A 23,653-nucleotide genomic window follows, 5' to 3' on the forward strand; every position below is an offset into this window, starting at 1 on the left:
TCTTGGAGCTTGCCCAATTGTTCCGTGCCTAGGGCCTCGAACGGGGTGCCGAGGACCCGGCGGCGGGCGGAATCTGGGAACCAGCTGCTGGTTCGGTAGGCTGAACCTTGTGACTTTTCCTGTAATTGGCGTGGTGGGCGGCGGCCAGCTCGCACGAATGATGGCCCCGGCCGCAACCGCCCTTGGCTTTGAACTCCGGGTCCTTGCCGAAAGTGAGGACGTTTCCGCGGTCCAGGCCGTGGCAACGGCTCCCATTGGCGACTACAAGGACCTCGCAGCGCTCCTTGAGTTCTCGGAGGGCCTGGACGTCATGACGTTCGACCACGAGCACGTCCCCACCGAGCACCTGAGGGCGCTGATCGAGGCCGGAGTCAACGTCCAGCCCGGCCCCGATGCCCTGGTGCACGCGCAGGACAAACTCGTGATGCGCGCCGCGATCGACCGCCTGGGGCTCCCCAACCCGGCGTGGGCTGCCGTCAACGGCGTCGAAGACCTCGTGGCTTTCGGCGAGCAGACCGGATGGCCGATCGTCTTGAAGACCCCCCGCGGCGGCTATGACGGCAAGGGCGTGCGCATCGTCCATTCCGCCGACGACGCCCGGAGCACCACGGACTGGTTCGAAGCCATGAGCCCGCTGTTGGCCGAAGAGAAGGTTGACTTCAGCCGCGAGCTTTCCGCGCTCGTTGCGAGGACCCCCGGCGGCGAATCCCGCGCCTGGCCTGTTGTCCACACTGTGCAGGTGGACGGCGTGTGCGACGAAGTCATTGCGCCGGCCCAGGACATTCCCGTGGAGGTCGCCGCGGCAGCCGAAGAAGCAGCGCTGCGGATCGCCAATGAACTCGGAGTCACTGGCGTCATGGCGGCGGAACTCTTCGAAACGCCGGGCGTCGGAGTCGGGTTCCTGGTCAACGAACTCGCCATGCGGCCGCACAACACCGGCCACTGGACGCAGGACGGTTCGGTCACCAGCCAGTTTGAACAGCATTTGCGCGCAGTCCTCAACCTCCCGCTCGGTGCCACCGACGCCCTGGGCGCGGTGGTTGTCATGAAGAACTTCCTGGGCGGCGACAATGAGGATCTCTTCAGCGCCTACCCCAAGGCCCTCGCCTACGAACCGGCCGCAAAGGTCCACTGCTACGGCAAGTCCGTGCGGGCCGGCCGCAAGATCGGACACGTGAACCTCGTCGGCAACTCGACGGCGGACGTCGACTCGATCCGACACCGCGCCACCGTAGTGGCCGATATCATCCGCAACGGCCGCATGCCGGCCGAGACCACCTCCGGAGAGAGTGCATGAGCGCAGAAAACATGGATGCCGAAAACGCTGGTGCGGCGAACGCAACCCCGATCGTCGGACTCGTCATGGGCTCAGACTCCGACTGGCCCGTCATGGAGGCTGCGGCGGACGCCCTGGCCGAATTCGGCATCCCGTTCGAAGCCGACGTCGTCTCCGCCCACCGCATGCCCACGGAAATGATCCGCTACGGCCAGAACGCCCATGGGCGCGGCATCCGTGTCATCATCGCCGGAGCAGGCGGCGCAGCCCACTTGCCGGGCATGCTCGCTTCCGTCACCCCGCTGCCCGTCATCGGCGTCCCGGTCCCGCTGAAGACCCTGGATGGCATGGATTCCTTGCTGTCCATCGTTCAGATGCCCGCCGGCGTTCCCGTCGCCACCGTCTCCATCGGGGGCGCCCGCAACGCCGGCCTCCTGGCAGTGCGCATCTTGGCGTCCGGAACCGACGAGCTGGCCGTCCGGCTTCGCGGCGGGCTGATCGAATTCGCCCAGGAACTCAACAACACCGCCACCGAGAAAGGGGCCAGGCTCCGCGACAAGGTCGCCGAAGTCTTTTCCACCGCGAACGTCTCCGCCCGCAGCAGCCGCTAGGAGACCGGCCAGCCGCCCGGAGGTCATCCCCGGCGTCCCCGAATGAACCCTCCCGCAATGACAAGGATCCCCTGCCGTGTACCAGCTTGAGAATGTTCTCCGCCCCTACGCATGGGGATCGACGACGGCGATCGCCACTCTGCTGGGAAGGCCCGCCTCGGGCGGTCCGGAGGCAGAGTTGTGGATCGGAGCGCACCCGGACTCGCCGTCCGTGGCCATCCGTCCGGACGGGTCTTCCGTCGCCTTGGACGCCCTGATCAGCCTGGATCCCGAGCACTTCCTCGGTGAAGCCAGCCTGGCCGAATTCGGTCCCCGCTTGCCGTTCCTCACCAAGCTCCTTGCGGCGGACAAGCCCCTGTCCTTGCAGGTCCACCCGCGCCTGCAGCAGGCCCGGGACGGGTTCGCGAAGGAAAATGCCGCAGGCCTGGCCGCGGACGCACCGGAGCGCAATTACCGCGACGACAACCACAAGCCGGAGATGATCTTCGCGCTGACCCCGTTTCACGCCCTGTGCGGTTTCCGTCCGGCCACCGATTCGCAGCGCGTCTTCGAGCACCTCGCGAGCCTTCTGGACCTTGCCGCCCTCGACGTTCCTGACGTCATCACCGGAGTCATCGCGGACCTCTCCGGCTCCGATGAGCCTTCGGCACTCAAGGCCGCCTTCACCCGGCTGATTACCGGCGGGGATGCCGTCTCCGCGGCGACGGATCAGGTGGTTGCCATCCTGAAGTCGGGCGCGCCGATGGGTCAGCACGCCGCGGAACTCTCCACCTTGGTGGACATCAACAGCGAGTTCCCGGGCGATCCCGGTGTCCTGATTTCCTTGCTCTTGAATCTTGTTTTCCTGTCCCCGGGCGAATCGGTGTACCTTCCGGGCGGAAACGTCCACGCCTACCTCAAAGGTCTCGGCGTGGAGGTGATGGCGGCTTCGGACAACGTGCTCCGTGGCGGCCTCACCCCCAAGCACATCGATGTTCCCGAACTCCTGAAGACGATCGAATTCGCTTCCCTCGGCGTACCGCGCATCGAGCCCAGGACCTCCGGATTCGGCCAGGATCTGTATGTGCCGCCGTTCCGGGAATTCCAGCTCCAGCGCATCGAGTTGGCTCCCGGAGCGGAACCGGTGCCGATGGCGCAAGCGGGTCCCGCCGTCGTCGTCGTGGTTTCCGGATCCGTCGTACTCGACTCCCCCAAGAGCGAGCTCGCAGTGGAGCGCGGCGGGAGTGCGTTCATCCCGGCATCCGAAGAGCCTGTCATGGTGCACCCGGTTGCCGGTGCGACGGGAACCAGCGTCGCCTTTGCCGTCACAACAGGCCTCGGGAACTAAGCGGTGGAGTACTTCCTGCAGACGCCCGCCTGGGCGTCCTTCCAGCGATCCATCGGCCGTACCGTGCATGAGGAGTCCGGGCCGGGATGGCGTTTCCTCGCCGTGGAGGAAAGGAACCCCGCCGGCAAAGTCATCTACACCCCTTACGGACCGGTGGCCGATTCGCTGGAAGCCTTCGACGAAGCCGTAGCAGCACTGGTGGCGATCGCGCGCCGCAGCAAGGCGGTGTTTGTCCGGATGGAACCCGTCACCGCCGGGTTCGAAGCCGCCGACGCCGGCGCGGTACTGCGGGAACGCGGCATGGTGCCTGCGCCGTCCAACCAGCAGCCGGAATTGAGCTGGATTGTGGATCTGGACGGCGATTTCAAGGACGTCCTCGCGGGCATGAAGCCCACCAACCGGAACCTGTACCGCAACATCCACAAGAAGGGTGTCACCTTCCGGTCCTCGCAGGATCCTGAAGAGATCGAAGTGCTTCTGAACTTCCTGCACATGACGGCCGCACGCAACGGATTCAAACCCCAGAGCGACGACTATCTACGCTCCGTGGCCCGCTCCCTCATGCCGGCCGGTGCCGGCACGCTGTTCATCGCCGAACTCGAGGGCGAGCCCATAGCGGCCGCCCTGGCGTACGACTCCGCCGACACGCGCACCTACGCCCACGCGGCACTTGATGACACGCACCGCAAGCTCAGCGCAGGCATTCCGTTGCTCGTGACGCTCATGGCGGACGCCAAGGAGAAAGGGCTCAAGCACGTCGACCTGTGGGGCGTGGCCCCGGAGGACGAGCCTGACCACAAGTGGGCCGGATTCACTGCCTTCAAGAAGTCCTTCGGGGGCCGCGAAATGGCCTACCCGGGCACATGGGACCTTCCCGTCAACAAGTTCCGCTACGGCGCCTACCAACTGGCCCGGAAGCTGCGCGAGAAGCTCCGCTGAGGCTCTTTCTGACGCGCGAACTGGCAGCAGATGCCCTCAAAATCCGATGCTGCGGGCATCTGCTGCCAACTCGCGGCCAGCCCGTAACGCCCGGCGGACTTTCTCCACCACTTCCGGCCGGGGTCCGAGCAAATCCTCATGGTGGACCCGGACTTCGCGCCAACCCAGCCGTTCCGTCAGCGACTGGCGCCTGATGTCCCTCTGGTACTGCTCAGCTTCCCCATGATGCCGCCCGTCGTACTGGAGGGCGACCCGCTCCTTGACGTAAGCGGCATCGGGCCACACAGCGGGAGCGCCCCACGCGTTGAAGATGACGTGGTTCAGCACGGGCTCACGCAAACCTGCATGCAACAATATGAGGCGCATTTGCGTTTCCTGCGGCGAATCCGCGCCGACCCGGACCAGATCAAGGGCCAGCCGGGCCTTGCGGACCCCTCGCATTCCCGGGTGGGCTGCGACCATCGCCTTCAAATCGTCAATGGTTGCCAAGGCCTCGCGCGGCCTGGGATGGTTTTCGCCGTGCTCGACGACGATCGAGTCGCCCGCCGCGACAGTGTCGTCGATGTTCATCAATTGGGCCAAGTCCAGCCACGTCCGGGCAGGCGAGGTGAGCCGGACGCCGTCGAGCTCTATCACTTCACCGGGCTTGAACGTGAGTTGGTGCCCTACTACATTCCGTCTCCGCGGTTTCCACCGCCCTCCCGGGCGTGCCAAGTGGATCCGCCAATCCTCTTCGAGGGCTTTGGACAAACTGATGCCATGGATCCGCGCCGCGGAGCCATGGCTAAGGCAGCACTCTGAATCAAGGTCGGTGTAACCCCGCAAGTGTTCCGCCACCGTCCCCGTGCTGTTCAGCGGCAGGCGCATCCCACGCGACAACGTGAGAATGCCGTCGCGGCGCAATTGCTTCTGGCTCAATCCGAGGGTCCCAGCGGCCGACGCCGGAAAGGAACCGTTTGGAAGCTGCGGGGGCATCGGAGTCCGGGACATGCTCAATTCTTGCCCGGCTTCGAGTCCTAAATTGAGTTATCCACAGGACGGATTCCGCGGATTAACGCGAATTGGCAGCAAATGCCTCCAAAATTCGATCCAGAGGGCATTTGCTGCCAGTTCGCACGAAAGGTTTGTGGGTCTTACTTGCGGGCGTAGCCTTCCCACTTGCTGGCCTGGTGCTCGCCGTCCACAAAGCGGATGGTGCCGGACTTGGAGCGCATCACGATGGACTGGGTCAGGACCTTGTCCTTGGAGTAGCGCACACCCTTGAGGAGGTCGCCGTCGGTGATGCCGGTGGCTGCGAAGTAGCAGTTATCGCTCGTGACGAGGTCGTTCGTGGAGAGGACGCGCTCGAGGTCGTGTCCGGCGTCGATGGCCTTCTGCTTCTCGTCGTCGCTCGTGGGCCACAGACGGCCCTGGATGACGCCGCCGAGGGACTTGATGGCACACGCGGCGACGATGCCTTCGGGGGTGCCGCCGATGCCCATCAGGGCGTCGACGCCGGTGCCGGAACGTGCGGCGGCGATGGCGCCTGCAACGTCGCCGTCCATGATGAACTTCGTGCGGGCACCGGCTTCGCGGATTTCCTCCACGAGCGGGCGGTGGCGGTCGCGGTCCAGGATCATGACGTTGAGCTGGTTGACCTTGACGCCCTTGGCCTTGGCGATCAGGTGCAGGTTCTGCTTCACCGGCAGGCGCAGGTCCACCATGTCGGCGGCTTCGGGACCCGTGACGAGCTTCTCCATGTAGAACACGGCCGAGGGATCGAACATGGTGCCGCGTTCGGCAACTGCCAGCACGGCGAGGGCGTTGTTGATGCCCAGGGCAGTCAGGCGGGTTCCATCGATGGGGTCGACGGCGACGTCGCACTCCGGTCCGGTGCCGTCACCGACGTGCTCGCCATTGAAGAGCATGGGGGCTTCGTCCTTTTCACCCTCGCCAATGACAACGACGCCGTTGAAATGGACGGTGTGGAGGAAGGAGCGCATGGCGTCAACGGCGGCGCCGTCTGCCTTGTTCTTATCGCCGAAACCAACCCAGTGGCCGCCGGCAATGGCGGCAGCTTCGGTAACCCGGACAAGTTCGAGGGCCAGGTTGCGGTCCGGCTCATCGGTCCCGACGGCGAGCGCCGGCGAAATCGTGGAATACTTCTGGGACATTGGCGCTGGAGACACGTGAACCTCTTCTTCGATGACGCGATTCGTGGGACCAGGAATGGCTGCGCTTGGCGGCCTGAATGATTCCTCTACAAGAGATCATAGTCGGGGCGGGGCGGCATGGTCATGGGATGACCAACTCCCGGAACGCCCCTTGCGCGGACCCGCCGATGTGTATTAGCCGCTTGGATAGGAGACTATTGAAGCGTGAGTGAAACGCAGGACAAAGCAATTGCCGCCGCCCCCTCGGACAACGGAGGCACCGGCGCAGCCGGCACCGACGACGCCGGTCGGCCCGCCGTCAAGCCCGTTATCGCGGCGAAAGCAGCCAAAAGGGCCAACGCCTCGGTCATTGGCATGCTCATCGCGTTGCTCCTCTGCGTGCTGGCGTTCCTGCCGATCGTGCTCATGAATCCGGCGCCGAAGAGCAACGGTTACCGGCCCAACGTCGACGTGGCCGCAACCGCAGCCAACGCGAAAGATGTGGCGGGTTTCACACCTGTGGCGCCGGATACCGGCGACACATTTAGTCCGAACTACGCCCGCTGGGTATCCGGGACCGGCGATGGCGTGCCCACGTGGGAGGTCGGATACGTCACCCCCAAGCAGGCGTTCATCGGAATTGTCCAGGCCCGCAAGGCCAATCCGACCTGGATTTTCCAGCAGACCGGCAGCGCTCCCGTGACCGGTACGCGTAGCGCCGGCGGCCACGACTGGGAGCTCCATGACACGGCCAAGGGCAACCGCAGCATGGTCTTGAACTACCGGGGCACCACGATCATCCTGAGCGGCAGCGCAGGACTGGACGAGTTTTCCACCTTGGCCGCAGCCGTGGTCAAGGCAATGGACGCAGCTCCTGTCGCTTCCGCGGACACGGGCACGAAGCCGGGCGACACAGTTTCGCAGCCAGCCACCGCTAAGCCGTAAAGTAGCGCCGTGGCTACCTATCTGACTCCTGCCCTTGCCTGGCGCCGTCTGCGCGAAGGAAACGAACGCTTTGTCGCCGGGGAATCCCTGCATCCCAACCAGGACGCTTCCCGCCGGCATTCCCTGGTCGAGGACCAGCATCCGTTTGCTGTGATCTTCGGTTGTTCGGATTCCCGCCTGGCCGCTGAGATCATCTTCGACCTCGGCCTGGGCGATGCCTTCGTGGTCCGTACGGCCGGGCAGGTGATCGACGACGCCGTCCTCGGTTCACTGGAATACAGCATCTCCCAGCTGCGCGTTCCGCTCATCGTGATTCTTGGCCACGACAGCTGCGGCGCCGTGACCGCGACCAAGAGTGCGGTCGAGACCGGGGACATGCCAGCTGGTTTCATCCGCTCCCTCGTGGAGCGCATCACGCCTTCCGTCCTCACGGCAATGCGCAACGAGCAGACGGACGTCAACGAGATGGTGGTGGAGCACGTCAAGCAGACAGCCCGCCGGCTGGCCGACAGTTCCCGTGTGATTTCCGACGCGATCGACGACGGCCGGGCCGCCGTCGTCGGCCTTTCCTACAAACTGGACGAAGGCCGCGCTGCGCTTGTTTCCGGGATCGGCGAGCTCTAAGCGGGATGCCGGGCCGCCCCCGACGGGGCGGCATCCGGCGGCCGTAGCTTTGCTCCACGGTTTTCGGTCAAGCGGCTGCTCGCCATAAGCTAGCCCCATGACTTCCACTCAAGAATCCAACACGGCCGAGTTCCGTATTGAACATGACACGATGGGCGAAGTTCGCGTTCCTGTGAACGCCCTGTACCGCGCCCAGACGCAGCGCGCCGTGGAGAACTTCCCGATCTCCGGCAAGACGCTTGAGCGCGCACACATCGAAGCCCTGGCCCGCGTCAAGAAGGCTGCGGCCCTCGCGAACGCTGAACTGGGAGTGCTCGACGGCGAGCTCGCCGAGGCGATTGCCAGCGCTGCCGATGAGGTTGCCGCCGGAAAGTACGACGGCGATTTCCCCATCGACGTCTTCCAGACCGGTTCGGGTACGTCGTCCAACATGAACACCAACGAGGTCATCGCCGAGCTGGCGACGCGGGCCCTCGCGGCCGCCGGGAGCGACAAAGTTGTCCACCCGAACGACCACGTCAACGCTTCCCAGTCCTCCAACGATGTCTTCCCGACGTCGGTCCACGTCGCCGCGACGTCGGCCCTGATCAACGACCTGATCCCGGCGCTCGACTACCTGGCTGCTTCCCTGGACCGCAAGGCCGTGGAGTTCAAGGACGTCGTCAAGTCCGGCCGCACCCACCTCATGGACGCCACCCCGGTGACCTTGGGCCAGGAGTTCGGCGGCTACGCCGCCCAGGTCCGCTACGGGATCGAGCGCATCAACGCAGCCCTCCCCCGGGTCGCCGAGGTCCCCCTGGGCGGAACCGCGGTCGGCACCGGCATCAACACCCCGGAAGGCTTCCCGGAGCGCGTCATCGAGCTCCTCGCAGCCGACACCGGCCTGCCGCTGACCGAGGCACGCGACCACTTCGAAGCGCAAGCCAACCGCGACGGCCTCATCGAGGGTTCCAGCCAGCTGCGCAACATCGCGATCTCCTTCATGAAGATCAACAACGACCTCCGCTGGATGGGTTCCGGCCCCAACACGGGACTGGGCGAAATCTCCATCCCGGACCTCCAGCCCGGCTCGTCGATCATGCCGGGCAAGGTCAACCCGGTCATCTGCGAAGCATCGATCATGGTCTGCGCCCAGGTCATCGGCAACGACACCGCCATCGCCTGGTCCGGTACCAACGGCGCTTTCGAACTCAATGTCGGCATCCCCGTCATGGCTGCCAACCTGCTTGAATCCATCCGCCTCCTGGCCAACACCAGCCGCGTCATGGCCGACAAGATGATCGACGGCATCACCGCCAACGTGGAGCGCGCCCGCTTCCTGGCCGAGGCTTCCCCGTCCATCGTGACCCCGCTGAACAAGTTCATCGGTTACGAAGCAGCGGCAAAGATCGCCAAGAAGGCCGTTGCCGAGGGTTTGACCATCCGCGAAGCCGTGATCTCCCTCGGGTATCTTGAGCGCGGCGAACTGAGCGAAGAGCAGCTCGACAAGGCTCTCGACGTCACCACCATGACCCGCCCGGCCCACAAGGCCTAGCTTCCCGCCAGCCCCGACTGGCCAGCCCGACGGCGGCCGGCACCTTCTCCACGGAAGGTGCCGGCCGCCGTCGTCGTTTTCATTCACTATAGTTTCTTGCACTTTGATTGGAAAAGTGCAAAACTTCACTCTGTGGAAAATAGTGCAACTATCGACGGCGGACTCCGGGAGCGCAAACGCGCACAGACCCGCGCGGCGATCACCGCCGTCGCAAGGTCCTTGACGGCCCAGCGCGGACTCAGCGGCTTCACCGTCGAGGAAGCCTGCGAAGAAGCCGGAATATCGCGGCGGACGTTTTTCAACTACTTCCACACCAAGGAAGACGCAGTGATCGGCTCGTTCTCCGACGAGCTTCCCGAAGAGGCGCTGGAGGCCTTCAGCCGGAACCCTGCCCGTAGCACCGGCGCGATCTCCGACTCGCTGCTGTCCGCGCTCCGCCATTTCACCCTGGCGGTCCTCGAGCGGTCCACCGTCAGCCCTTCTGAGATCCGCCAGCTCATCGCAGCCGTCACGGCCGAGCCCCAGCTCCTGGGCCGGTTGACCCGCGAAGGCGAAGTCCGCGAGCGCCAGTTCGCCGAACTCATCGCCGCCCGGGAAGGCCTCACCGCTGACCACCCCGGGATCATCATGGCCGCCGCGGTCTTCGGCGCGGTCACCAAGAAGACGAGCCAACAGTTCTTTTCCGAAGAGAACACCCGGCCGTACCGCGAATTGCTGGATCGGAACCTCAACGCAGCACGCGCGCTCTTCGCCCAACCGCTGGACACCGACCCCGCCGAAACCCTGAAGGATCAACCGTGAGTACCACTCTCAAAACCAAAGCGGCAGCACCGCTGCTCTTGACCCAGAGACGAATCTGGATCATCTTCTCGGCGCTCATCGCCGGAATGCTGCTCTCTAGCCTCGACCAGACCATCGTGTCCACCGCCATGCCCACTATCGTCGGCAAGCTCGGCGGCGTGGAGAACCAAGCGTGGATCACCACGGCCTACCTGCTGGCCACCACCATCGTCATGCCGATCTATGGCAAGTTCGGTGACATCCTGGGACGCCGGAACCTGTTCCTGATCGCCATCGGTTTGTTCACGGCAGCCTCCATCGGCTGCGCCTTCGCCACCGACTTCTGGGGCTTCGTGGTCTTCCGCGCAATCCAGGGCCTGGGCGGCGGCGGACTGATGATCCTCTCGCAGGCCATCATCGCGGACATCGTGCCTGCCAAGGAACGCGGCAAGTACATGGGCCCCCTCGGTGCGATCTTCGGCCTCTCCGCCGTGGCCGGTCCGCTCCTGGGCGGCTTCTTCGTCGATCACCTGACCTGGGAATGGGCCTTCTACATCAACATCCCCGTCGGCCTGGCGGCCTTCGCCATCGCCTGGTTCACCCTCACCCTGCCGAACAAGAAGGCCGAAAAGCGCATCGATATCCTTGGAGTCCTGTTGCTGTCCGCCGCGACGGCCTGCCTGATCTTCTTCACCGACTTCGGCGGCAAGAAGGACCAGGGCTGGGACTCCCCGCTCACGTGGGCCTTCGGCGCCGGCATGGTGCTTGCTGCTTTCCTCTTCGCCCTCGTGGAGCGCAAGGCCGAAGACCCCATCATTCCGCTGAGCCTGTTCAAGAACCGGATTTTCATCAACGCAACGGCCATCGGATTCACCCTGGGCCTGGGCATGTTCGCAGCGATCGCCTTCGTGCCGACGTTCCTCCAGATGTCCTCCGGTACCTCAGCCGCAGTCTCCGGCCTGCTCATGCTGCCCATGATGGTCGGACTCATGGGTACGTCCATCTACTCCGGTATCCGCATCTCCAAGACCGGCAAGTACAAGATGTTCCCGATCCTCGGAGCGAGCCTCACGATCGCTGCGATGCTGTGGCTCACCACGCTCACCGCGGCAACTCCGATCTGGGTCATCTGCGTCCAGCTGTTCATCTTCGGCGCAGGCCTGGGCCTGATCATGCAAGTCATCGTCCTGGTGGTCCAGAACGCGGTACCGGCCGGGCAGATCGGCACGGCAACGAGCACCAACAACTACTTCCGCGAAGTCGGGGCATCGTTGGGCGTTGCCGTCTTCGGCTCGATCTTCACCACACGGCTGGCCGAGTCCCTCACCAAGGCGTTCACGGGCGCCGGGGCTTCCGCTGCGCAGGCTGCACAGTCAACCAGCAAGCTTGATCCGCAGACCTTGGCCCAACTGCCGGTCCAGGTCAAGGACGCCATCATCAATGCCTACGCCGATTCGCTGGCACCGGTGTTCTGGTACCTGATCCCGTTCATCGCGGCCGCCCTCCTGCTCGCCATCACCCTCAAGCAGATCCCGCTCTCCGACACCGCCGGAATGGTGGCCCGGGGCGAGGCTGTCGGGGGCGAGGAGGCGGAACGCCTTGAAGCCGAACGCATTGGAGGATCCTCTCAGGGTTCCGCCGAGGGGACTATCGAGGGGACCGCCGAGGGGACTATCGAGGGGACCGTCGAGCCTGAGTCCGAGCCCGAGTCCGAGCCGGTGGGTCCGGTGGGCGACAACGACGGCGAGCTCGCCCGGCGCTGAGCGGGGACATGCCCGGCCTTGGCTCGGACGAGTGGACATATGAGGAATATGTCCAGTGCCCGGATGCAAGGCTGGGCATGTCCACTGGGCCGAACGTGGGATTTCATGATCGCCTGGCCGAGCCAACATGGGCGCCGCAATCTTATGGGGGTTGCGGCGCCCCTGTGTTTTCCCGCCGCCGGCTCGGACGAGTGGACATGCTCGGCGCTGAGCCCGAGACATGCCCGCCGCAGGCTCGGACGAGTGGACATGCTCGGCGCTGAGCCCGAGACATGCCCCCCGCTGGCTCGGACGAGTGGACATATGAGGAATATGTCCACTGCCCGGATGCAAAACAGGGCATGTCCACTGGGCCGAAAGTCGGATTGCGCGTCGGCTTTCCCGGCCAACACGGCGTTGCAACCTTTGGGAGTTGCGGTGCCCCGTGGCGTCCCACATACGGGCGTCTCGCTTAGGCTGGAACCCATGAGTTCAGAGCCCGAAGAATCCGCGAACATCAGCCCGGCAGTTAGATGGGGATTAGGGGCAGTCCTTTTCGGCCTTCTGGCGGTCTCCACAGCCTCCGCCAAGGGCGAATGGTGGACCATCGTCGGCGCTATTGTCTGCGGCGCCGCCGCATGCCTCTTCGCTGCCCGCGCGATCGTCGCCGCCCGTCAATCGCGCTGATACGCGACGGCGGAGCCCGGTTCCAGGGCAAGCCGGATGGTTTCGCGGTGGCCGGCACTGATGTCAGGCAACTCGCCCAGGGCAAACCAGCCGACGGCGATTGACTCGTCGTCGTTGACGCGGGCATCCCCAGAGACATAGCGGCATTTGAAGGCAATATCCAGGAAGTCGCACACGTCTCCGTTGGGATACGTGACCGGGCCGATCACGCCCACTGCCAGGATGCGCTCGGTTTCCGCCACGACCGCAGTCTCCTCGAAGATTTCGCGGAGCAAACCGGGGGCCGGGTGTTCCCCTGGTTCCAGCATTCCGGTGATCAGGGTCCAACGGCCATTGTCCGCCCGTTGGCACAGCAGGACCCGGTTCTCGTCGTCCAGGACCACGCCCCGGACGCCGGGCAGCCACAACGGGTCGTTGCCGATCTTCTCACGGATTTGCCGGATGAAGTCCGGGACCGCCACAGCCTAGCCCGCTTTCGTTGAATCAGTCATCACCAACAAGAGCTCTGCCTCCGTTTCCGGATCGGATCCGCCAGTAGGGCGAGTATCCCACCGGCGATGCCCGAATGACAGCGGGGAAGGCTGCTCAAACCGCCGTCTCTCGCTCCGCTTGCTCACGGCTATCCTCACGCGGGCAGGGCAAACATCGCGGCAGCGGCGCCGGCCAACATGAACGGCCCGAATGGTATTGATGATTTCAAAGTTCCCCGCCGGGCAGCCAAGACTCCAACGCTCCACAGGCCGCCGAAGAGGAACGCCGCAAACGTTCCGGCGAAAACATGCGCCCACCCCAGATACCCAAGGTAAAGGCCGAGGACACCGGCCAATTTGACGTCGCCGAAGCCCATCCCGGGCGGGTACACCAAGCGCAGGATGAAGTAGAACACCCACAGCACTGCTCCCCCGGCCACGATTCCCAAGGCGGGCACCCCGAGGAAGGAGGCACCGCCGTCGGGCACGGACCCTGCCGTTCCCGTACTGAGGTTCGCTGCCGCTCCTCCGGCCAGGGTTACAGCTATCGCCGCGCCGAGCAGCAACCCACCGGCGATGGCATAGGACGGGAACACGATCCGGTTGGGCAGCAAGTGGTGGCGGACGTCGATGACCGTGAGGCGAGTGGCCATGACCGCAAAGTAAACACAAGCAGCGAGCAGCAGCCAGAAGGCCGGGAAACTGGTCCCCCACAATTCGCCGAGTCGTCGGATCACCCTCGGATGCTATCGGTTTTCTCAAAGCTGCGCCGGTCACGCACCCTTAGACTGTGGATATGGGGCGCTACAGTGCAGAAATCCAAGGCAATCCCGACGCCGACATGTCCTCCACCTTCCGAAACCTCTGCCGTTCCTCCCCGTGGAAATGGACCAGCCTGAGGTTCGAATACGCGGACCGGCCGCGCGACACGGGAGCCACAGTGCGCGCCTGGTTGCGTCGACCGGGAGCGCTTAGGCTCGAAACCGTTGACGGCGCGTTGCTGCATAGCACCACGGGCATCAACGACTCCCGCGACGGACTTTACCTTGGCTCCAAGCGCAAGTCCTGGCTGTTGCCGGCCCATTTGGTGACCCCCGTTTACGACTCCGCCGGCTTGGTCCGCCGGCGCCCCGAGGCGGCCTACGGCGAACCGTCCTTTGGGAACGGTCGGCTCGCAGCGGCCCTCGATCCTGTCGAGCTCGCCGGGAACGCGCCGGTGCCGATGGAGTTTCCCGAGTCCAACCGGGTATCGTTCGGCCCCATTCGGGAAGTGGATCACGAGGGGCGTCCAGCCCTCGAAACCATCGCGACGCCCGGATCCAGCTACCTGCCGTCGGATGCGGCAACGCCGCTCTGTTTCCCCGGACGCACGCTCCTGCGCGTGGACTCAGGAACGGGCGTGTGCGTTTCCAGCCAATCGCTCGACGGCGATACCTCCGGCCAGGGGCACTGGATGCGGATCCTGGGGGTGGACGAATACATGCTGGACGATCTGTTCCTCGCCGAATCGATGAACCTCACCGATGTCCGGAAGCACATCAGCTGGGACATCGGCCCCCGTTCGTAAGACCGCCCTCTCCGGCAAACCCCCGCTCACATATACCCCCCTTCCGACAAACCCCCGCGCACAAATAAGCGCCAACGGCAGGTACCGCGGCCAATGAGGCACCGACGTCGTGGAAGTCCAAAGCGTTCGCCTCACCTCAGACTCCTTCGGGGAAAAACCCGACATACGTGAGCGGGCGTCGGTGAAAAACCCGACATACGTGAGCGGGCGTCGGTGAAAAACCCGACATACGTGAGCGGGCGTCGGTGAAAAACCCGACATACGTGAGCGAGCGTCGGGGACGGGCGCCCGAGTGTCAGCGGATGGCCGTGGCCAGGCGAACCCGGCCACGGCACTCCGCGAAAACGCAGCCTAGATTTCCGCCCCTTCAAGCAGTTCCGTCACGAGAGCCGCGATCGGCGAGCGTTCGGAGCGGGTCAGGGTGATGTGGCCGAACAGCGGGTGCCCCTTGAGGGTCTCGACGACGGCGGCGACGCCGTCGTGCCGGCCGACACGGAGGTTGTCCCGCTGGGCGACGTCGTGGGTCAGGACGATCTTGGAGTTCTGGCCGATACGGCTCATGACCGTGAGGAGCACGTTCTTCTCAAGCGACTGGGCCTCGTCCACGATCACGAAGGCGTCATGGAGCGAACGTCCGCGGATGTGGGTCAGCGGCATGACTTCGAGCATCCCCCGGTCCATGACTTCTTCGACGACTTCCTGGCTGACGAGTGCACCGAGGGTGTCGAAGACCGCCTGCGCCCAGGGGTTCATCTTCTCTGCCTCGGAACCGGGCAGGTAGCCAAGTTCCTGTCCACCCACCGCGTACAGGGGGCGGAAAACGATCACCTTGCGGTGTTCCCGGCGCTCCAGGACGGCCTCGAGTCCGGCACACAAGGCCAAGGCCGACTTTCCAGTGCCCGCCCGGCCGCCGATCGAGACGATTCCGACGCTGGGATCCATGAGCAGGTCGATCGCAAGCCGTTGCTCCGCCGAGCGGCCGTGTAGTCCGAAGACATCACGGTCGCCCTTGACCAGCCGCACTTGTTTGTCCGCGCCCACGCGGCCGAGGGCTGACCCCCGGTTGGAGAGCAGCACCAGGCCCGTGTTGACGGGCAGCTCGGCCGCGGCCGGGATGAACACCGGTTCGTGCCCGTACAGGGTGGTGATTTCGTCCTCGCTGGCTTCGATCTCTGCCATGCCGGTCCAGCCGGAGTCCTTGACGAGTTCATTGCGGTATTCGTCCGCGAACAGCCCCATGGCGGAGGCCTTGACGCGCATCGGGACGTCCTTGGAGACCACCGTGACGTTGTGGCCTTCATTTGCGAGGTTCTTGGCGACTGCCAGGATGCGGCTGTCGTTGTCCGCGCCGCGGAATCCTGCCGGCAGCACTTCGGTGGATACATGGTTCATTTCGACACGCAGCGTGCCGCCGTCGGATCCGATCGGGATGGGTTGATTCAACCCGCCATGCTCAATGCGCAAGTCATCCAGGAGCCTGAGGGCCTTGCGGGCGAAGTAGCCCAACTCGGGATCGTGGCGTTTGCCTTCCAATTCAGTGATGACCACGATCGGGACAATGACTTCGTGCTCCGCGAAGCGCAACAGGGCGTGCGGATCGGAAAGCAAAACGGAAGTGTCAATCACATAGCTCCGGCCGGTCGGGGTCCCGGACTTTGCAGTCCGCCCACTGTTGGCCCGCTTGGTGCGAGAGGTAGCTGAACTTTCCCCGTCGGAAACGACTACGGGCAGTTGCTCAGAAATAGCCACATCGACTCCAGCCCCGGGCGAACCCGGCTTATTCGTGAGGCGGCTCGGCCGGAAGGCCGGGCGCGGCCCCCCACGTAACTGGTGCGATGATTCGCTCCATCTACTGGCCTCCCCGATCAGCAGGCGGTTTGCCTACTGATGGGAATAACGTATTCCCGTGCGATTACATTTCCGGTTAGCCCAAACGGCGATTCGTGAAGACAGATTGTGAACTTCCCGTAAACGGGAGCGCACGGGGAAGGCGCCGTGTCAGGAACCGAAGCGGCGCTGGCGGCCGGCATAGTCCCGCAGGGCGCGCAGGAAATCAACCTTGCGGAATGCGGGCCAGAGTGCCTCGCAAAAGTAGAACTCGCTGTAGGCGCTTTGCCACATGAGGAAGCCGGACAAGCGCTGTTCGCCCGATGTGCGGATCACCAGGTCGGGGTCCGGCTGGCCCCGCGTGTAGAGGAAACGCGAGATGTCGTCCACTGAAAGTTCATCGGCCAGCTCGGTGATGTTGCGGCCGTGCGCGACGGCATCGTGCAGCAGTTCCCGCACAGCGTCAACGATCTCGCGCCGTCCGCCGTAGCCGACGGCCACGTTCACATGGAGCCGCTCGCGGACCGGAGTGCGGGCCGTGAGCTTGTTGAGCCGCTCGGCGAGGTAGTCCGGAAGCAGTTCGGGCGCGCCCATGGCGTGGACCGAGATATTGGCGTCGTCATCCAAGCGGTCGAGCGTATTGGCGATGATTCCCATGAGCAGTTCGAGCTCTTCACCGGAGCGGCTCATGTTGTCCGTCGAGAGCATGTACAGCGTGACGACTTTGACCCCAAGCTCCTGGCACCAGCCGAGGAACTCGTGGATCTTGTCCGCGCCTGCTTGGTGGCCTTCGCTGGTTGGGGCGTTGAATTGCCGCGCCCAACGGCGGTTGCCATCCACCATGACGCCGATGTGCCGGGGAATCTTCTCCTGCTCGAGGGACCGGAGCAGCTTGCGCTCGTAGAAGCCGTAGAGGAAGCCGGGCCACTCCATCCGGACACTCACCTGACTTCCTTTGAACAACACGTAAAAAGCGAAACAAACGACGACGGCGGCTGCCCTGGTTGGCAGCCCGACCTTCAGTCAAACAACAATCGACACCTCCGGACCTCTGCCGTAGGCGCACCACCAAGGCTACCTTCCCAAGCTCGGCAGTCGGCACACCTGGGCGGGCGAAAACCAGCGCAAGGCGCATTACTCAGCAGTAACTTATCCGTACCCGGGTTACGCTTTAACGATGTCGGAGCTGCTCACAACCAAACCAAGGTGGCGCGGCTGGATACATGCTGTGGCCACGCCTTTCGCCATCGCGGCAGGGATCGTCCTGGTGACGCTGGCGCCGACGACAGATCGCAAAATCGCCTCCGCCATCTACGCTTTGACGGGCGTGCTGCTCTTCGGCGTGTCCGCGGTCTACCATCGCGGCAATTGGGAGCCGAAGACCAGGATGGTCCTCAAGCGCCTGGACCACACCAACATCATGTTGGTGATCGCGGGCAGTTACACACCCCTCGCGTGGTCGCTCCTGGAGCGCCCCAAGGCCGTGCTCCTGCTATGGGTGATCTGGTCCGGAGCGCTGCTGGGAGTGCTGTTCCGGGTTCTATGGACCGGCGCTCCACGTTGGCTCTACGTGCCCATCTACGTCGCACTGGGCTGCGGGGCGTTGTTCTACCTGCCGGAGTTCTTCGCGGCGAACGTTCCCGCCGCGATCCTGATCTGTGTGGGAGGGGCCCTTTACATCGCCGGCGCTGTTTTCTACGGGATCAAGAAGCCCAACTTCAGTCCGTTGAACTTCGGCTTCCATGAACTTTTCCACGCCCTCACGGTGCTGGCCTTCGCCGCGCATTTCGCCGCAATCATGATTGCCGTGCTGAGCTAGCCGGCGGCCTCCGTCATCACTTCGAGTCGCTGCACCAGTTCCTCGACAGAGCCAAGCGGCAGGTCACACACCATCCCCCGGCACAAATACACCTGTGGCGAGCCGTCCGCGGCAGCCGTGCGGGCCTCAAGGAGCGGCACCTCCGGTTCCGTGGTGCGGGACCCGGGCGGCGCGCCGTCGTCGGCCTCTTTTCCGCCAGCCACACCGGGCTGGACCGCGACTACCATGCCCGGGCTCGGCGAGGTCAACAGGGCGCGATGGAGTTCTTGCTGCTTCCGGCCTGTAGGGTCGGATAGGGCTGCCTCTATGGGGCCGGCGGCGGCCGCCTGGGCGGTTGCAAGCAGCCATCCAGCTACCCTGGGCGCCCGCACGGCTATCGGCGGCAGGAGCGACAGGATGCTGCTTGCCATGGCCCTGTGCTCATGCGAACCGGAATAAGCCGCATAGCTCAGCAACACTCCGGCAAAGGCCGCTGCCCCGCTCGGCGCCGCATTGTCGAAGGGGTCCAGGCCCGCGTGCTGGCCCTGCGCGTTGAACACCTGGGCCGACTCCCCCACGGAGTCCGACAGCCTGCCGTCCACCACGAAACGCGCGCAGGCTCCGCTGATCAGCTCCTCTGCGAACCCGTACCAGCGCCGCCGGCCGGTCACTGCGTAGAGAGCCAGGAAGCCTTCGGCGCAAAACGCATAGTCTTCCAACAGGCCGCTGATCCCTCTCGCAAAGCCATCGTGCGAGACCCTGATCAGCACCCCCGCGCCGGGTTTTGAGGAGCCGGTCGCCGGACGCCAATGCACGCGCATGAGGTACGCGGCCACGCTTTCGGCCGCGGCCACCAGTTCCGGCCTGTCCAGGACCACACCGGCTTCGGCAAGGGCCGCGATGGCCAGGCCGTTCCAGCCCGCTACTACTTTGTCGTCCCGGGCCGGCTGGGGGCGGGCCGAGCGCGCGGCGCGCAGGGCGGGCCTGACACGGTTCCACAACCGCGATTCCGCGCCGGACAGCCGACGCCCGGGATGGAGCGGAGATCCAAGCTCCGAGACCGTTCCCGACGGCCCCACGTTCATCAGCCGGGCCACGGCCGCGCCATCCCCGGGGCCGAGCACGGCCTCGAGGGCCGCCGGAGTCCACAGATAGGACGCACCTTCGTGATGCACTCCGTCCACCACGGTATCGGCGTCAAGCGAGGAAGCGAGTCCGTCCGGGGTTGCGGGATCGCCCACGCCGAGCGAATCCAGCATCCAGTCCGCCACCCGGGACGCCACACTCGCGGCCTCGCCGGCCGGCAGGACCCAGTCGCCCCGGAGCCGGACCCAGTGGACGTAGGCGCGCAGGAGCTGGGCATTGTCGTAGAGCATCTTCTCGAAATGCGGCACGGACCAATCCGCGGTCACGGAATACCGGGCGAAGCCGCCGTCGAGCTGGTCGCACAGCGCGGAACGGGCCATCGCGGCAAGAGTGCGGCCCGCCATGTCGCGGGCGGCGTCCGAGGTATCCGACGGCACGGCAGCGTGCCGAATCAGGAACTCAAGAACGGCCGACGGCGGGAACTTGGGAGCGCCGCCGAAGCCGCCGTCGTCGGGGTCTTCGGAACGGGCGAGAAGACGCACGGCTTCCGACAGCAGGCTTATGTCAACGCTTGCGGACGGCCTATCGAGGAACACCGCCGACGCGAGCTGGGCATTGGCCATACCGGCGGCGAGCGCCCGCGCGTTCTGCTCGACGGCGTCCCGGCGTTCCAGCCACGCCTCGCGGACCGCTTCGAGCACCTGGCGGAAGGACGGCCTTCCGGGCTGTGGGGTTGGCGGAAAATAGGTGCCTGCATGGAAGGCCAAGCCGTCGGGCGTCAGGAACACGGACATCGGCCAGCCGCCCTCGCCGCTGATCGCCTGGGTGGCTGCCATGTAGATCGAGTCCACGTCGGGGCGTTCTTCGCGGTCCACCTTGACGGCCACGAAGTGGGCGTTCAGGTAATCGGCGGTGTCCTGGTCTTCGAAGGACTCGTGGGCCATGACGTGGCACCAGTGGCACGCGGCGTAGCCGATAGAGAGAAAAACGGGAACGTCTCGGGCCGCCGCGAACGCAAAGGCCTCATCGCCGAACGGCCGCCAGTGCACCGGATTGTCCGCATGCTGGCGGAGATAGGCGGACGGTTCCGAGCCGAGGGCGTTGGACGCCCCCGGCCATTCCCGGGTGGTTCCCGGGTCAGCGGGCTCCGGAGCCGGCATCGCCGTCGGAGTCTTCTGCGCTGAGGGCCTCTTCAACCTGGGCGCGGTAGCGGACCCGCCGGATCCGGCGGACCATGTCGACGATCAGGAAGGTCGTGAGCACCACGATGAAGGCAGTCAGGACGAAGCCCCAGGTCCCCGGGGTCACCTGGTCTTCCGACAAGCCGGGGCGCAACGACGGGGTCGGGGTAGGCGACGGGGTCGTGGCCAGGGCAATGAGAAAGTGGTGCACGGTTCAAACCTTCTATGGGAGTTTCCAGCCGGTTGGCGACTTCTACGCTTGATAGAAATCGCCGGCGATCCTATCTTAGCCCTGCGAACAGGTCCTTTTCCGGCAGTTCGGTCGGGATGCGGGAGTGGACCAGGGTGTAGTCCTCCCACGGCCAGGCCCTACGCTGCATCTCCGGCGACACTGCGAAGAAGAAGCCGAGCGGATCAATCTGCGTCCGATGCGCCCTGAGTGCGTCGTCACGGGCCTCGAAGTAGTCACCGCAATCCACTTGCGTGGTGGTCAGGTGCGTCGGCCTCGGCGGAGTATGGCCTTCCGCATCGGCTTCAAGCCAGGCGGCCAGGCGTTCGGCATAAGGCGATTGCAGGCCGGCCTCTTCGAGTGCGAAATGCAACGCCCGGAAACGCTCGGGACTGAAGGCGCGGTCGTAGTACAGCTTGATGGGCTCCCAGGCTTCGCCTGTCCCGGGGTAGCGCTCCGGGTCACCGGCAGCGTCGAAAGCTTCGACGGCAACCTTGTGCGCCATGATGTGGTCCGGATGCGGGTAGCCGCCGTTTTCGTCGTAGCTCACCATGACGTGCGGCTTGAAGTCGCGGACCAGGCGGACCAGGGGTGCCGCTGCCCGCTCAAGGGGCTGAAGCGCAAAACAGCCGCTAGGCAGCGGCGGCAACGGATCGCCGTCGGGCAGTCCGGAATCCACGAAACCCAACCACCGCTGCTTGATTCCCAGCACCGAGGCAGCTTGCTTCATTTCCAGGCGGCGCGCGCCTGCCATGTCCCGCTTCGGGTGCGGAGCCGACTCCATGGCGGGGTTCTGGATGTCCCCGCGGGAACCGTCGGTGCACGTAGCCACCATGACCTCCACGCCGGAAGCCGCATACATCGCCATGGTTGCCGCGCCCTTGCTTGACTCGTCGTCCGGATGTGCATGGACGGCGAGCAGCCGGAGCTGCGTGTCGGGGCTGGTGGATGTGCTCATCCGGTACGGTTCCTCTTTCCGGGTAATGCTTTTCTGTGTTTGCTGGCAGCTGTGTACCGATCCGGCATTTCCAACGTCTGCGACTCCGCTGTGTGCGGGGAGGCGCCGGAAGCCCACTAAACTGGATGGGTGACTTCGGAAGACCCCTCGGGCACGGCGCTGCCGGCAACTACCAGCCTAGCCAATCGCTACGGCAGCCAAAAGCGCGCCTTCGGAGGGAAAACCAAACGGAGCATCGTCATTGCCGTCCTCCTCGTGGCCATCGGGCTGCTGTTTTGGGTCACCACGTCTTCCTCGCAGTCGTCTGTGTCTTTCAAGGACATCGGCTACAGCGCCACCGACGCCACCGAGCTTTCGGTCGATTTCCAGGTCACCAAGAGCCCCGATGCCACCGCAAAATGCGCGGTCAAAGCCTTGGACTCCAAGTTCGCGGTGGTCGGCTGGAAAGTCGTCGAGATCGGCCCGAACGCCCCCAAGGCAGGCGCCGACGGCGGCCAGACAACCGCCCAAAGAACCATCCTTCGCACCGAGTCCGAAGCCGTGTCCGCCGTCGTGGACAACTGCTGGATTGTTGGCAGCACCAAATAGCAAAGGTGTGACGCGCGACTCAGTGAGCTTGGGTTTGTCCACAGGATTGACTACACTGGATCAATACCTTAACCCCGCTGAGTTGGTTGCTTAGTTCCACGAGTGGCCTGCACCGGCGGGGTCTTTGCTTGTCAGATCCATAAGGAGAAGTCCGTGTCGACCACCAACAGCGCGCCTGCAGCTTGGCTTACCCAGGACGCATTTGACCGCCTGAAGGCAGAGCTGGACCACCTTTCCGGCCCTGGCCGTGCGGAGATCGTACAGAAGATCGAAGCCGCCCGTCAGGAAGGCGACCTCAAGGAAAACGGTGGATACCACGCCGCCAAGGAAGAGCAGGGCAAGATCGAGGCCCGCATCCGCCAGCTGACCGTGCTCCTGCGCGACGCGCAGGTCGGCGAAGCTCCGGCCGATGACGGAATCGTCGAGCAGGGCATGGTCGTCGTCGCCCGCATCGCCGGCGACGAAGAGACCTTCCTGCTCGGATCCCGCGAAATCGCCGGCGATTCCGATCTCAACGTCTTCAGCGAGAAGTCCCCGCTCGGCGTAGCGATCATGGGGCACAAGGAAGGCGACAAGATCAGCTACATCGCCCCCAACGGCAAGGAAATTCCGGTGGAGATTGTTTCCGCCAAGCCGTTCGCCGGCTGATAGTTCCGCAAAACAACGGCGCCGGCCCACCCCTTCGCGGGGAGGGCCGGCGTTTTGCTTAGTTCCCCCCACTGGGCTGGGCCAGGGCGCGGCGACGCGGGCGCAGCAGCAGTGCGGCCACCACTCCCCCAATGGCCCCGCCAAGGTGCGCCTGCCAGGAAACGAACCCCATCACCAGCGGCAGCAAGCCGAACAAGATGCTGCCGTACGCGAGGAAAAGCACTACGGACAACAGGATTTGCCACCAGCTGCGGTTGAAGAAGCCGCGCACCAGCAGGAACGCGAAGAGCCCGAAAACCAGGCCCGACGCGCCTACTGTCACGCTTCCCCCGCCGATGAGCCAGACGGCAAGGCCTGAGCCCAGCCAGCTAAACGCAAGAGCCGTCAGGAACACCCGGAGTCCGGACAGGAACACCAGGAATCCGAAGATGACCAACGGCAGCGCATTGGACAGAAGATGGCCGAAATTGGCGTGCAGCAAGGGGAACGTCAGGATGTCGAACACGCCGTCCACGCTCCGCGGCCGCAGCCCGAAGATGACGTTGAGGCTATGCGACATCAAGGTGTTGACCAGTTCGATCACAGCCAACAGCGCCACGAAGCCACCCATGACCAGCAATCCGCCCTTGGCGCGGGCTGCCAGTGATTCCTTGGCCGGAATCTGCCCGTCCCCGTTGCGGTAAAGCGCCATGGTCAGCAGCCCG

The 23,653-nt window shown here is 64.7% G+C and carries 24 protein-coding genes; 14 read left to right on the top strand and 10 right to left on the bottom strand.

Translation table 11 applies throughout. The features are described from left to right. Positions 1-109 precede the first annotated feature (109 nt). The 4 genes from AB0O52_RS01820 (at position 110) to AB0O52_RS01835 (ending at position 4,153) form a co-directional block, all read left to right on the top strand. Complete coding sequence (locus AB0O52_RS01820) at positions 110-1,297, top strand: 5-(carboxyamino)imidazole ribonucleotide synthase (RefSeq protein ID WP_364532488.1); 1,188 nt, start codon at positions 110-112, stop codon at positions 1,295-1,297. Then, positions 1,294-1,887, top strand: coding sequence for a 5-(carboxyamino)imidazole ribonucleotide mutase (gene purE, locus AB0O52_RS01825; RefSeq protein WP_364532495.1), 594 nt, complete (start codon positions 1,294-1,296; stop codon positions 1,885-1,887). The genes AB0O52_RS01820 and purE overlap by 4 nt, the downstream gene beginning before the upstream one ends. A gap of 76 nt (positions 1,888-1,963) precedes the next feature. Beyond that, positions 1,964-3,214: a mannose-6-phosphate isomerase, class I gene (gene manA / locus AB0O52_RS01830; RefSeq protein WP_364532498.1), complete on the top strand. Its 1,251-nt coding sequence runs from the start codon at positions 1,964-1,966 to the stop codon at positions 3,212-3,214. 3 nt (positions 3,215-3,217) lie between these two features. Beyond that, a complete protein-coding gene (locus tag AB0O52_RS01835; protein ID WP_364532501.1) occupies positions 3,218-4,153 on the top strand; it encodes a peptidoglycan bridge formation glycyltransferase FemA/FemB family protein in 936 nt (311 codons plus the stop codon). A gap of 36 nt (positions 4,154-4,189) precedes the next feature. Here AB0O52_RS01835 and AB0O52_RS01840 read toward each other — a convergent pair whose 3' ends face one another. Then, complete coding sequence (locus tag AB0O52_RS01840) at positions 4,190-5,143, bottom strand: hypothetical protein (RefSeq protein WP_364532504.1); 954 nt, start codon at positions 5,141-5,143, stop codon at positions 4,190-4,192. A gap of 143 nt (positions 5,144-5,286) precedes the next feature. Next, positions 5,287-6,306 (bottom strand): class II fructose-bisphosphatase, encoded by a 1,020-nt coding sequence (gene glpX, locus AB0O52_RS01845; RefSeq protein ID WP_171983398.1) that lies wholly within the window; start codon positions 6,304-6,306, stop codon positions 5,287-5,289. A 204-nt stretch (positions 6,307-6,510) separates the two neighbouring features. Here glpX and AB0O52_RS01850 point away from each other — a divergent pair, with 204 nt between their 5' ends. The 6 genes from AB0O52_RS01850 to AB0O52_RS01875 all read left to right on the top strand — a co-directional run bounded on the left by AB0O52_RS01850 (position 6,511) and on the right by AB0O52_RS01875 (position 12,597). Then, positions 6,511-7,230: a DUF4245 domain-containing protein gene (locus AB0O52_RS01850; RefSeq protein ID WP_364532507.1), complete on the top strand. Its 720-nt coding sequence runs from the start codon at positions 6,511-6,513 to the stop codon at positions 7,228-7,230. A gap of 9 nt (positions 7,231-7,239) precedes the next feature. Then, entirely contained in the window at positions 7,240-7,854 is a 615-nt protein-coding gene (locus AB0O52_RS01855; protein ID WP_364532510.1) for a carbonic anhydrase, read from the top strand. Between the two features lie 97 nt (positions 7,855-7,951). Next, positions 7,952-9,388 carry a class II fumarate hydratase gene (locus AB0O52_RS01860; protein WP_284981051.1) on the top strand — a complete coding sequence of 479 codons (1,437 nt, stop codon included), beginning with the start codon at positions 7,952-7,954 and terminating at the stop codon, positions 9,386-9,388. 132 nt (positions 9,389-9,520) lie between these two features. Further along, positions 9,521-10,189: a TetR/AcrR family transcriptional regulator gene (locus tag AB0O52_RS01865; protein WP_364532513.1), complete on the top strand. Its 669-nt coding sequence runs from the start codon at positions 9,521-9,523 to the stop codon at positions 10,187-10,189. Next, on the top strand, positions 10,186-11,931 hold the full coding sequence (locus AB0O52_RS01870; RefSeq protein ID WP_364532516.1) for an MDR family MFS transporter: 1,746 nt from the start codon (positions 10,186-10,188) through the stop codon (positions 11,929-11,931). Before AB0O52_RS01865 ends, AB0O52_RS01870 begins: the two co-directional genes overlap by 4 nt. Before the next feature lie 465 nt (positions 11,932-12,396). Then, positions 12,397-12,597 carry a hypothetical protein gene (locus AB0O52_RS01875; RefSeq protein ID WP_364532519.1) on the top strand — a complete coding sequence of 67 codons (201 nt, stop codon included), beginning with the start codon at positions 12,397-12,399 and terminating at the stop codon, positions 12,595-12,597. Here the strand turns inward: AB0O52_RS01875 and AB0O52_RS01880 are convergent. Further along, positions 12,585-13,058, bottom strand: coding sequence for an NUDIX domain-containing protein (locus AB0O52_RS01880; RefSeq protein WP_364532522.1), 474 nt, complete (start codon positions 13,056-13,058; stop codon positions 12,585-12,587). The two genes, AB0O52_RS01875 and AB0O52_RS01880, sit on opposite strands and share 13 nt — an antisense overlap. Positions 13,059-13,222: 164 nt before the next feature. Continuing rightward, positions 13,223-13,804 (bottom strand): A24 family peptidase, encoded by a 582-nt coding sequence (locus AB0O52_RS01885; RefSeq protein ID WP_364532525.1) that lies wholly within the window; start codon positions 13,802-13,804, stop codon positions 13,223-13,225. A 59-nt stretch (positions 13,805-13,863) separates the two neighbouring features. On the opposite strand from AB0O52_RS01885, the gene AB0O52_RS01890 reads away from it, so the two are divergent. Continuing rightward, a complete protein-coding gene (locus AB0O52_RS01890) occupies positions 13,864-14,634 on the top strand; it encodes a hypothetical protein (RefSeq protein WP_364532528.1) in 771 nt (256 codons plus the stop codon). A gap of 351 nt (positions 14,635-14,985) precedes the next feature. Here AB0O52_RS01890 and AB0O52_RS01895 read toward each other — a convergent pair whose 3' ends face one another. Continuing rightward, a complete protein-coding gene (locus AB0O52_RS01895; protein ID WP_364532530.1) occupies positions 14,986-16,383 on the bottom strand; it encodes a PhoH family protein in 1,398 nt (465 codons plus the stop codon). A 249-nt stretch (positions 16,384-16,632) separates the two neighbouring features. After that, entirely contained in the window at positions 16,633-17,394 is a 762-nt protein-coding gene (locus AB0O52_RS01900) for an isoprenyl transferase (RefSeq protein ID WP_364532701.1), read from the bottom strand. Between the two features lie 244 nt (positions 17,395-17,638). Between AB0O52_RS01900 and AB0O52_RS01905 the strand changes: the two genes are divergently transcribed. Then, on the top strand, positions 17,639-18,280 hold the full coding sequence (locus AB0O52_RS01905) for a hemolysin III family protein (protein ID WP_284981059.1): 642 nt from the start codon (positions 17,639-17,641) through the stop codon (positions 18,278-18,280). Here AB0O52_RS01905 and AB0O52_RS01910 read toward each other — a convergent pair. From AB0O52_RS01910 to mca, 3 genes are all read right to left on the bottom strand, one after another. Next, positions 18,277-20,505 carry a thioredoxin domain-containing protein gene (locus AB0O52_RS01910; protein WP_364532535.1) on the bottom strand — a complete coding sequence of 743 codons (2,229 nt, stop codon included), beginning with the start codon at positions 20,503-20,505 and terminating at the stop codon, positions 18,277-18,279. The genes AB0O52_RS01905 and AB0O52_RS01910 overlap by 4 nt on opposite strands. Then, positions 20,483-20,737, bottom strand: coding sequence for a hypothetical protein (locus AB0O52_RS01915; RefSeq protein ID WP_364532538.1), 255 nt, complete (start codon positions 20,735-20,737; stop codon positions 20,483-20,485). Before AB0O52_RS01915 ends, AB0O52_RS01910 begins: the two co-directional genes overlap by 23 nt. 70 nt (positions 20,738-20,807) lie before the next feature. After that, entirely contained in the window at positions 20,808-21,713 is a 906-nt protein-coding gene (gene mca, locus AB0O52_RS01920; protein WP_364532541.1) for a mycothiol conjugate amidase Mca, read from the bottom strand. 129 nt (positions 21,714-21,842) lie between these two features. Between mca and AB0O52_RS01925 the strand changes: the two genes are divergently transcribed. After that, positions 21,843-22,301, top strand: a complete 459-nt coding sequence (locus tag AB0O52_RS01925) for a DUF4307 domain-containing protein (RefSeq protein WP_364532544.1) — start codon at positions 21,843-21,845, stop codon at positions 22,299-22,301. 153 nt (positions 22,302-22,454) lie between these two features. After that, entirely contained in the window at positions 22,455-22,949 is a 495-nt protein-coding gene (greA, locus tag AB0O52_RS01930) for a transcription elongation factor GreA (RefSeq protein WP_364532547.1), read from the top strand. Between the two features lie 58 nt (positions 22,950-23,007). Here the strand turns inward: greA and AB0O52_RS01935 are convergent, their stop codons facing one another. Then, entirely contained in the window at positions 23,008-23,640 is a 633-nt protein-coding gene (locus tag AB0O52_RS01935) for a rhomboid family intramembrane serine protease (protein WP_364532549.1), read from the bottom strand. Positions 23,641-23,653: the final 13 nt, after the last annotated feature.

Origin of the sequence: Arthrobacter sp. NPDC080073 (assembly GCF_040686575.1) — a bacterium.
In the GTDB taxonomy this organism is placed as follows: domain Bacteria; phylum Actinomycetota; class Actinomycetes; order Actinomycetales; family Micrococcaceae; genus Arthrobacter.

Coding starts and splice junctions, on each gene's coding strand:
- purE (WP_364532495.1), top strand. CDS start 1,294: ATGAGCGCAGAAAACATGGATGCCGAAAACGCTGGTGCGGCGAACGCA.
- AB0O52_RS01840 (WP_364532504.1), bottom strand. CDS start 5,143: ATGTCCCGGACTCCGATGCCCCCGCAGCTTCCAAACGGTTCCTTTCCG.
- glpX (WP_171983398.1), bottom strand. CDS start 6,306: ATGTCCCAGAAGTATTCCACGATTTCGCCGGCGCTCGCCGTCGGGACC.
- AB0O52_RS01860 (WP_284981051.1), top strand. CDS start 7,952: ATGACTTCCACTCAAGAATCCAACACGGCCGAGTTCCGTATTGAACAT.
- AB0O52_RS01875 (WP_364532519.1), top strand. CDS start 12,397: ATGAGTTCAGAGCCCGAAGAATCCGCGAACATCAGCCCGGCAGTTAGA.
- AB0O52_RS01890 (WP_364532528.1), top strand. CDS start 13,864: ATGGGGCGCTACAGTGCAGAAATCCAAGGCAATCCCGACGCCGACATG.
- AB0O52_RS01900 (WP_364532701.1), bottom strand. CDS start 17,394: ATGGAGTGGCCCGGCTTCCTCTACGGCTTCTACGAGCGCAAGCTGCTC.
- AB0O52_RS01905 (WP_284981059.1), top strand. CDS start 17,639: ATGTCGGAGCTGCTCACAACCAAACCAAGGTGGCGCGGCTGGATACAT.
- AB0O52_RS01910 (WP_364532535.1), bottom strand. CDS start 20,505: ATGCCGGCTCCGGAGCCCGCTGACCCGGGAACCACCCGGGAATGGCCG.
- mca (WP_364532541.1), bottom strand. CDS start 21,713: ATGAGCACATCCACCAGCCCCGACACGCAGCTCCGGCTGCTCGCCGTC.
- AB0O52_RS01935 (WP_364532549.1), bottom strand. CDS start 23,640: ATGGCGCTTTACCGCAACGGGGACGGGCAGATTCCGGCCAAGGAATCA.